General features: G+C 71.8%; 4 protein-coding genes and 2 pseudogenes. 2 read left to right on the plus strand and 4 right to left on the minus strand.

Going from position 1 to position 8,418, the window contains the following annotated elements:
- A pseudogene (gene ureE / locus Y694_RS17735) lies at positions 1 to 555 on the minus strand (urease accessory protein UreE); the annotation flags it as partial.
- A gap of 143 nt (positions 556 to 698) precedes the next feature.
- Between ureE and Y694_RS17740 the strand changes: the two are divergent.
- A complete protein-coding gene (locus Y694_RS17740) occupies positions 699 to 2,708 on the plus strand; it encodes an AsmA family protein (protein ID WP_036234921.1) in 2,010 nt (669 codons plus the stop codon).
- On the opposite strand, the pseudogene ureC reads toward Y694_RS17740, so the two are convergent.
- The 3 genes and pseudogenes from ureC to Y694_RS17755 form a co-directional block, all read right to left on the minus strand.
- Positions 2,693 to 4,419: pseudogene (gene ureC / locus Y694_RS17745) on the minus strand (urease subunit alpha). The gene Y694_RS17740 and the pseudogene ureC overlap by 16 nt on opposite strands.
- 1 nt (position 4,420) lies before the next feature.
- Positions 4,421 to 4,729, minus strand: coding sequence for an urease subunit beta (locus Y694_RS17750; protein ID WP_011828268.1), 309 nt, complete (start codon positions 4,727 to 4,729; stop codon positions 4,421 to 4,423).
- Positions 4,730 to 4,739: 10 nt separating this feature from the next.
- On the minus strand, positions 4,740 to 5,042 hold the full coding sequence (locus Y694_RS17755) for an urease subunit gamma (RefSeq protein ID WP_011828269.1): 303 nt from the start codon (positions 5,040 to 5,042) through the stop codon (positions 4,740 to 4,742).
- Between the two features lie 97 nt (positions 5,043 to 5,139).
- On the opposite strand from Y694_RS17755, the gene Y694_RS17760 reads away from it, so the two are divergent.
- The coding region (locus Y694_RS17760) for an ATP-binding protein (RefSeq protein ID WP_036234922.1) at positions 5,140 to 8,418 on the plus strand (3,279 nt) is incomplete at its 3' end.

Raw genomic sequence — 8,418 nt, forward strand, 5'->3', positions numbered from 1 at the left:
CCGGCCACGCGGCGTCGGCGCCGGGGTGCTGGCCTGCGGCGGGTCCGTGGTCGTGGTCGTGCGCGTGATCGTGCCCGGCGTGGCCATGCCCGTGCGCGGCCGCCTCGCCGTAGGCGCCGCTCTCGGCTCGAACGGCGCCTGCGCCTCGCTGACGATCAGGTGCATGGCGCGCAACATGTCGGCCAGCACATGGTCGGGCTCGAGCTGCAGGCGGTCGGGCTGCAGCTCCAGCGGCACATGGCGGTTGCCGAGGTGGTAGGCGGCGCGCAGCAGGTCGAAGGCCGAGCCGTGTTCGCTGCAATGCCTCACCACCAGCACCGACTGGGGCGCGGCGATCACGCGGACCAGCGAACCGTCCTCGGCCACCAGCACGTCGCCGCCGCGCACCACGCTGCCGCGCGGCAGGAACACGCCGAGCGCGCGGCCCTGCGAGTCGGTGGCATCGAAGCGGCTCTTCTGGCGCACGTCCCAGTCGAGTTCCACCGTCGCGGCGCGCTTCAGCAGCGCGGGTGCGAGGCCCGCGCCGCGCGCGAGCAGTTTGTTGAGGGTCAGCATGGCGCGAGTATGCCCCTGGCTGCGCGCCACCGTAGGCCACGGCCTACAGGCCGACCCGCCGCCGGCCGATGGCGGCGACGGCCCGGCCGCGTCACGCTCGCAGTTCGCGCCCGCCCCTCCGCGCCGCGCGCCGCCGAGATCCGATGCCGACCCGTTTCCCGTCCCTGCTGCGCCGTCTGGCGATCGTCTTGCTCGCGCTGGCGATCGCGCTCGCGGTCGCGTGGATCGTGCCCTGGAAGCTCAACCCGCTGCGGGGCTGGATCGGTGAGCGGGTGCAGGCGGCCACCGGCCGCACGCTGGTGATCGACGGCGACCTGTGGTGGCGCTTCGGTCGCCATGGACGGCTCACCGCGGAGGGCCTGCGGATCGGCAACCCGGCCTGGGCCGGGCGCGCCGATTTCCTGCAAGCGCGCCGCGTCGAGCTTGAGGTGGCACTGTGGCCGCTGCTGCGCGGGCGCATCGTGCTGCCGCACGTGCGCGCCGAGCAGCCCGACCTGTGGCTGGAGCGCGCGCCGGACGGCCGCCGCACCTGGCGGCTGGAGCGCGCGCAGAACGACGGGAAGCGCACCCTGTTCCTTGGCAGCGTGGCGCTGGACCGCGGCGTCGTCACCTATGCCGAAACCGCGCGGCGCGCCGAGGTGCGCTTCGCGGTGCAGACCCGCGTCGACGGGGGTCGCCCGCGCCTGCAGGCGGAGGCCAGTGGCCGCTGGAACGACCTGCCGGTGAAGGGCCGCGCGGAAGGCGACGAGGTGCTGCAGCTGCGCAACGAGGACCAGCCCTATGCCTTCGAGCTCGACGGGCGCATCGGCGGCACCGCGATCGCCGCGAACGGCAGCATCGTGCGGCCGCGCGAGCCGCAGCGCGCCGACCTGCGGATCGAGCTCGCCGGCAGCTCGCTCGGCGAATGGCACCGCATTGCCGGAGTCGGCCTGCCCGACACGCCTCCCTACAAGACCGAGGGACGGCTGCGCTTCGATGGCACACGCTGGACCTACGAGGACTTCAAGGCCGTTGTCGGCCGCAGCGACCTCGGCGGCCGTGTCGCCTTCGAGCGCCGCGCGCCGCGCTCGCTGTTCAGCGGCGAGCTGGTGTCGAGCTCGCTCGACCTGGCCGATTTCGGCCCGGTGATCGGCAAGGCACGCCCGGCCGCAAGTAGGGCCGTGCCGGCCACGAGCGCGAAGAAGACACCGGCCGCCGCGGCCGCTGCGTCGGCGCCGTCGTCCGACGGCCCGCGCCGCGTGCTGCCCCAGCAGCGCTTCGACGCCGACAAGTGGGGCACGCTCGACGCCGAGGTGCATTTCGTCGGCCAGGAGGTGCGCAACCTCGGCAGCTTCCCGATCGGCAAGCTCGACTTCCGCGTGAAGATGGACGATCGTCGCCTGACGCTCTCGCCGCTGCTGCTGCAGCTCGGCGGCGGGCGGCTCGACGGCGACCTGCACATCGACGGCCGCGTGCAGCCGATGGCGGCGCAGCTCGACCTGAAGCTGCGCCGCCTGCAGCTCGACACGCTGCTGCCGCAGCTGCGCAGCACCAAGAGCGCGCTGGGCGCGATCAACGGTCGGCTCGTGCTCGCCGGCCAGGGCCAGTCGTTCGCCCAGATGCTGGGCAGCGCCGATGGCGAGGCCCAGCTCGCGATGGGCCGCGGGCAGGTCAGCAACCTGCTGCTCGAGTTGCTGGACCTCGACGCCTACGAGGCACTGAGCTTCCTGGTGCGAGGTGACCGCTCGGTCGAGGTGCGCTGCGCGCTGGTCGACGTCGGCTTCCAGCGCGGGCAGATGAGCACGCGCGCCGCGGTGTTCGACACCGTGGACACGGTGATCGAGGCGCGCGGCCGGGCCGACTTCACGAACGAGCAGCTCGACCTGCGCGTCACGCCCACGGCCAAGGACCTGAGCCCGCTGAGCGCCCGCGTGCCGTTCGACGTGAAGGGCCCGTTCGCGAAGCCGCAGGTGTCGCCCGACAAGGCGCGACTGCTGGCGCGCGGCGGTGGCGCATTGCTGCTCGGACTGATCAACCCGCTCGCCGCGATCATCCCGCTGATCGAGACCGGCCCCGGCGAGGACCGCGACTGCCGGGCCCTGATGGCGCGCGCCACACAGGAGGGGCTGCCGCCCGGGGCCCCGCCGGGGCCCGCGGATCAGAAGAGGAAATAGCGCTGCGTCATCGGCAGGGCGGTGGCCGGCTCGCAGGTCAGCAGCTGGCCGTCGGCGCGCACCTGGTAGGTCTGGGCGTCGACCTCCATGCGCGGCAGGTAGGCGTTGTGCACCATGTCGCCCTTCTTGACGGTGCGGCACTGCTTCACCGCCGAGAGCGGCTTGCGCAGGCCGTACACGCTGCCCACCTCCGAGGCCAGCGCGGCCTGGCTCACGAAGCTGAGCGAACCGCGCGTGAGCGCGCCACCGAAGGCACCGAACATCGGCCGGTAGTGCACCGGCTGCGGCGTCGGGATGCTGGCGTTGGCATCGCCCATCAGCGCCGACGCGATGAAGCCGCCCTTCATCACCAGCGAAGCTTCACGCCGAAGAAGGCCGGCCGCCAGAACACCAGGTCGGCCCACTTGCCGACCTCGATGCTGCCGACCTCGTGGCTGATGCCGTGTGCGATGGCCGGGTTGATCGTGTACTTGGCCACGTAGCGTTTGGCGCGGCCGTTGTCGTGGCGCTCCGGGTCGCCCGGCAGCTTGCCGCGCTGGACCTTCATCTTGTGCGCGGTCTGCCAGCAGCGCAGCACCACCTCGCCGACGCGACCCATGGCCTGCGAGTCCGAGCTGAACATGCTGATCGCGCCCAGGTCGTGCAGGATGTCCTCGGCCGCGATGGTCTCGCGGCGGATGCGGCTCTCGGCGAAGGCCAGGTCCTCGGCGATCGCCGCGTCGAGGTGGTGGCAGACCATCAGCATGTCGACATGCTCGTCGAGCGTGTTGACGGTGTAGGGCATCGTCGGGTTGGTGGAGGACGGCAGGAAGTTCGCCTCGCCCACCACGCGCAGGATGTCGGGCGCGTGGCCGCCGCCGGCGCCCTCGGTGTGGAAGGCGCACAGCGTGCGGCCCTTCGTCGCCGCGACCGTGTTCTCGACGAAGCCCGACTCGTTCAGCGTGTCGCTGTGGATCGCCACCTGCACGTCGCCCTCGTCGGCCACCGACAGGCAGCAGTCGATCGCGGCCGGCGTCGTGCCCCAGTCCTCGTGCAGCTTGAGGCCGATCACACCGGCCTCGACCTGCTGGCGCAGTGCCTCGGGGCGGCTCGCGTTGCCCTTGCCGAAGAAGCCCAGGTTCATCGGGAAGGCGTCGGCCGCCCGCAGCATGTTGGCGATGTTCTCCGGCCCCGGCGTGCAGGTGGTCGCGAAGGTGCCGGTGGCCGGCCCGGTGCCGCCGCCGAGCATGGTGGTCACGCCGCTGGAGAGCGCCTCCTCGATCTGCTGCGGGCAGATGAAGTGGATGTGGCAGTCGATGCCGCCGGCGGTCACGATCAGGCCCTCGCCAGCGATCACCTCGGTGCCCGGGCCGATGACGATGTCGATGCCCGGCTGCACGTCCGGGTTGCCGGCCTTGCCGATCGCGGCGATGCGCTGGCCGCGCAGGCCGATGTCGGCCTTCACGATGCCCCAGTGGTCGAGGATCAGCGCATTGGTCACCACGCAGTCCACCGCGTCGTGCGGCCCGGGGCCGTTGGGCCGCTGGCTCTGGCCCATGCCGTCGCGGATGACCTTGCCGCCACCGAACTTCACTTCTTCTCCGTAGCCGCCGGCGCGCAACGTGTAGTCGGCCTCGACCTCGATGACGAGTTCGGTGTCGGCCAGCCGCACGCGGTCGCCCACCGTCGGTCCGTACATCTCCGCGTAGGCGCGGCGTCCGATGGTGGCCATGTCAGAGCTTTCCTTGCACGAGGCCGCGGAAGCCGTAGACCGTGCGGTCGCCGGCGTAGTCGACCAGCTCGACAGTGCGCTGCTGGCCGGGCTCGAAGCGCACTGCGGTGCCCGAGGCGATGTTGAGCCGCATGCCGTGGGCCGCGGCGCGGTCGAAGCGCAGCGCGCCGTTGGTCTCGGCGAAGTGGTAGTGCGAGCCGACCTGGATCGGCCGGTCGCCACCGTTCTCGATCACCAGCGTCAGCGTGCGGCGATCGGGGTTCAGCACATGGTCCGGTCCGTCGGACGGCAACAGCTCTCCAGGCGTCATGTGAGCGGCCTCATGCAATGGGTTGGTGCACGGTCACCAATTTGGTGCCGTCCGGGAAGGTCGCCTCGACCTGGATGTCCGGGATCATCTCGGCCACGCCGTCCATCACGTCGGCCCGGGTCAGCACCTGCTGGCCCGCGCTCATCAGCTGGGCCACGCTCTGCCCGTCGCGGGCGCCTTCCAGGATCGCGGCGGTGATCAGCGCCACGGCCTCCGGGTGGTTGAGCTTCAGGCCCCGGGCCCGGCGCCGTTCGGCCAGCAGCGCGGCGGTGAAGATCAGCAGCTTGTCTTTCTCGCGGGGCGTCAGGTCCATGGTGGGGCGCTGTGAGCAGGATGGATGCCATGCTAGTGCACCGGCGTCCGGGCCGGCTGGTGCGGTTCTTGATCGGTGAGGTACAACCCTGCTGCCCATGCCGTCCCACCCCGCCGCCCTGCCGCCTGCTTCCGACACGCCGCCCGCCGCGCCGGTGCAGCGCGTGATCAAGCTGCGCCGCGACTACAACAGCTGGGTCGCGCGCGAGACCATGGAGGATTACGCGCTGCGCTTCACGCCGCGCGCCTTCCGCAAGTGGTCGGCCTGGCGGGTGGCCAACACCGCCATCGGCGGTGCCGCGTCCTTCCTGGTGCTGGAGGCGGTGGGGGCCACGCTGCTGGTCCAGCACGGCTTCGTCAACGCGGCGCTGGCGATCCTGGTGACCGGCCTGGTGATCTTCCTGGCCGGGCTGCCGGTCAGCGTCTACGCGGCGCGTCACGGCGTCGACATGGACCTGCTGACGCGCGGCGCCGGTTTCGGCTACATCGGCTCCACGCTCACCTCGCTGATCTACGCGAGCTTCACCTTCATCTTCTTCGCGCTCGAGGCCGCGGTGATGGCGTATGCGCTGGAGCTGGCCTTCGATATTCCGCCGGCCTGGGGCTACCTGATCTGCGCGGTGGTCGTGATCCCGCTGGTGACCCACGGCGTCACCGCGATCAGCCGGCTGCAGGTCTGGACCCAGCCGCTGTGGCTGGCCATGCTGGTCGCGCCCTATGTCTACGTGTTCGCCGAGAACCCGGGCGTCGTCGACGGCCTGCTCGCATACGGCGGTGAGAAGGGCGTGGCCGGCTTCTCGTGGCTGCACTTCGGCGCGGCCACCACGGTGGGCATTGCGCTCATCACGCAGATGGGCGAGCAGGCCGACTACCTGCGCTTCATGCCGGAGAAGCGCGCCGGCCAGCGCGGCCGCTGGTGGCTGGGCGTGCTGGTCGGCGGGCCGGGCTGGGTGCTGCCGGGCGTGCTGAAGATGCTGGGCGGCACGCTGCTGGCGTGGCTGGCCATCAGCCACATGGTGCCGCTGGACCGCGCGGTCGACCCTAACCAGATGTACCTCGCGGCCTACGAGCATGTGTTCCCGCACTACGGCCTGGCGGTCGCGGCGACCGCGCTGTTCGTCGTGATCTCGCAGCTCAAGATCAACGTCACCAACGCCTACGCCGGCTCGCTGGCCTGGAGCAACTTCTTCGCGCGCCTCACCCACAGCCACCCGGGCCGCGTGGTGTGGATGGTGTTCAACACCGCGATCGCGCTGATGCTGATGGAGCTCAATGTCTTCCAGGCCATCGGCAGCGTGCTCGGGCTGTACAGCAACGTCGCGATCGCCTGGATGATGGCCGTGGTGGCCGACCTGGTGGTCAACAAGCCACTGGGCCTGAGCCCGCCCGGCATCGAGTTCCGCCGCGCTCACCTCTACGACGTCAACCCGGTCGGCGTGGGTGCGATGGGCATCGCCTCGCTGCTGTCGATCACCGCGCACATCGGCCTGTACGGACCCATGGCGCAGGCCTGGTCGGCGGCCATCGCGATGGTCACCGCCTTCGCCGCCGCGCCGCTGATCGCCTGGGCCACGAAGGGCCGCTACTACATCGCCCGCCAGCCCGAGCCGCTGGCGGCCGGCGACGATGGGCGTTACCCGCGCCTCAGCCGCTGCTGCATCTGCGAGCGTGAGTACGAGCGCGACGACATCGCTTCCTGCCCGGCCTACGGCGGGCCGATCTGCTCGCTGTGCTGCACGCTCGACGCGCGCTGCGGCGACCTGTGCAAGCCGCCCGAGGCCAAGCTCGCCGCGCAGTGGTCGGCGGCGCTGCGGCGCCTGCTGCCGCGCGCCGTGTGGCCCTACATCGACACCGGTCTGGGCCACTACCTGCTGCTGATGCTCACCGTGGTGCCACTGCTCGGCGGGCTGTTCGCGCTGCTCTACCACCAGGAGCTGCGCACGCTGGCCGCCAGCGGCGCGCCGCTCGCGCCGGCGGTGGCCGGTGCGTTGAAGCTGGGCTTCGTGAAGGCCTTCGCTGCGCTGCTGCTGATCGCCGGGACCGTGGCCTGGTGGCTGGTGCTCACGCACAAGAGCCGCGAGGTCGCACAGGAGGAGTCCAACCGCCAGACCGCCGCGCTGCGCACCGAGATCGAGTCGCACCGCCGCACCGACGCGCAGCTGCAGGAGGCCAAGCTGCAGGCCGAGCGCGCGATGCACCAGGCCGAGCAGGCCAACCGCGCCAAGAGCCGCTACATCACCGCCATCAGCCATGAGCTGCGCACGCCGCTCAACAGCATCCTCGGCTATGCGCAGCTGCTGGAGGAGGACGAGGCGATGCCGCCGCACCGCGCGCAGGCGGTGCGCGTGATCCGCCGCGGCGGCGACCACCTCGCCAGCCTGATCGAGGACACGCTGGACCTGGCGCGCATCGAGAGCGGCAAGCTCGCGCTGGAGGTGCGGCCGCTGCGGCTGTGCGAGGCGGTGCAGGAGCTCGCGCGCATGTTCGAGCTGCAGGCGCGCGCCAAGGGCCTGGTGTTCCGCCACGAGATCGAGGGCCCGGACGTGGTGCGCGCCGACGAGAAGCGGCTGCGCCAGATCCTCATCAACCTGCTCGGCAACGCGGTGAAGTTCACCGCGCAGGGCGAGGTGGTGTTCCGCATGCGCTACGCGCGCGAGATCGCGCACTTCGAGATCGAGGACTCGGGCCCCGGCATGACGTCCGATGAGCTGGCGCGCGTGTTCGAACCCTTCGAACGCGGCGGCGCGCTGGCCGGCGGCGGGCACGGCACCGGCATCGGCCTCACCATCGCGAAGATGCTGACCGACCTGATGGGCGGCGAGATGACGGTGCGCAGCACGCCCGGCCGCGGCACCGCCTTCGCGATCCGGCTGTTCCTGCCGCAGGCCAGCGAGGCGACGGTGGCGCCCGCGGTGCGCGTGGCGCGCCGCATCGGCTATGCCGGCGCGCGCCGCAGCGTGCTGGTGGTCGACAACGAGGAGGCCGACCGCGGCCTGCTCGCCACGGTGCTGGAGCCGCTGGGTTTCACGGTGCGCCAGGCGGCCTCCGGCGAGGCGGCCCTGCGCTTGCTGCGCGCCGGCCCGCCGCCCGACGCCATCCTGATGGACCTGGCCATGCCGGGGCTGGACGGCTGGGCCACGATCCGCCAGCTGCGCGAGGAAGGCCTGTGCGAGGCGCCGGTGGCCATCGTCTCGGCCAATGCCTTCGACCGCGGGCTCGACAACGACGTCGGCGTCACGCCGGCCGACTTCTTCGTGAAGCCGGTGCGCGTGGCCGACCTGCTGCAGTGGCTGGGCCAGCGTCTGGCGCTCGAATGGATCGATGCGCCACCGCGCCACGCCGCGGCCTCCGGCCCGCCGGCGCCCGCCACGCCGGCC

Origin of the sequence: Methylibium sp. T29-B (assembly GCF_000576225.1) — a bacterium.
Classification (GTDB): Bacteria; Pseudomonadota; Gammaproteobacteria; order Burkholderiales; family Burkholderiaceae_C; genus Methylibium; species Methylibium petroleiphilum.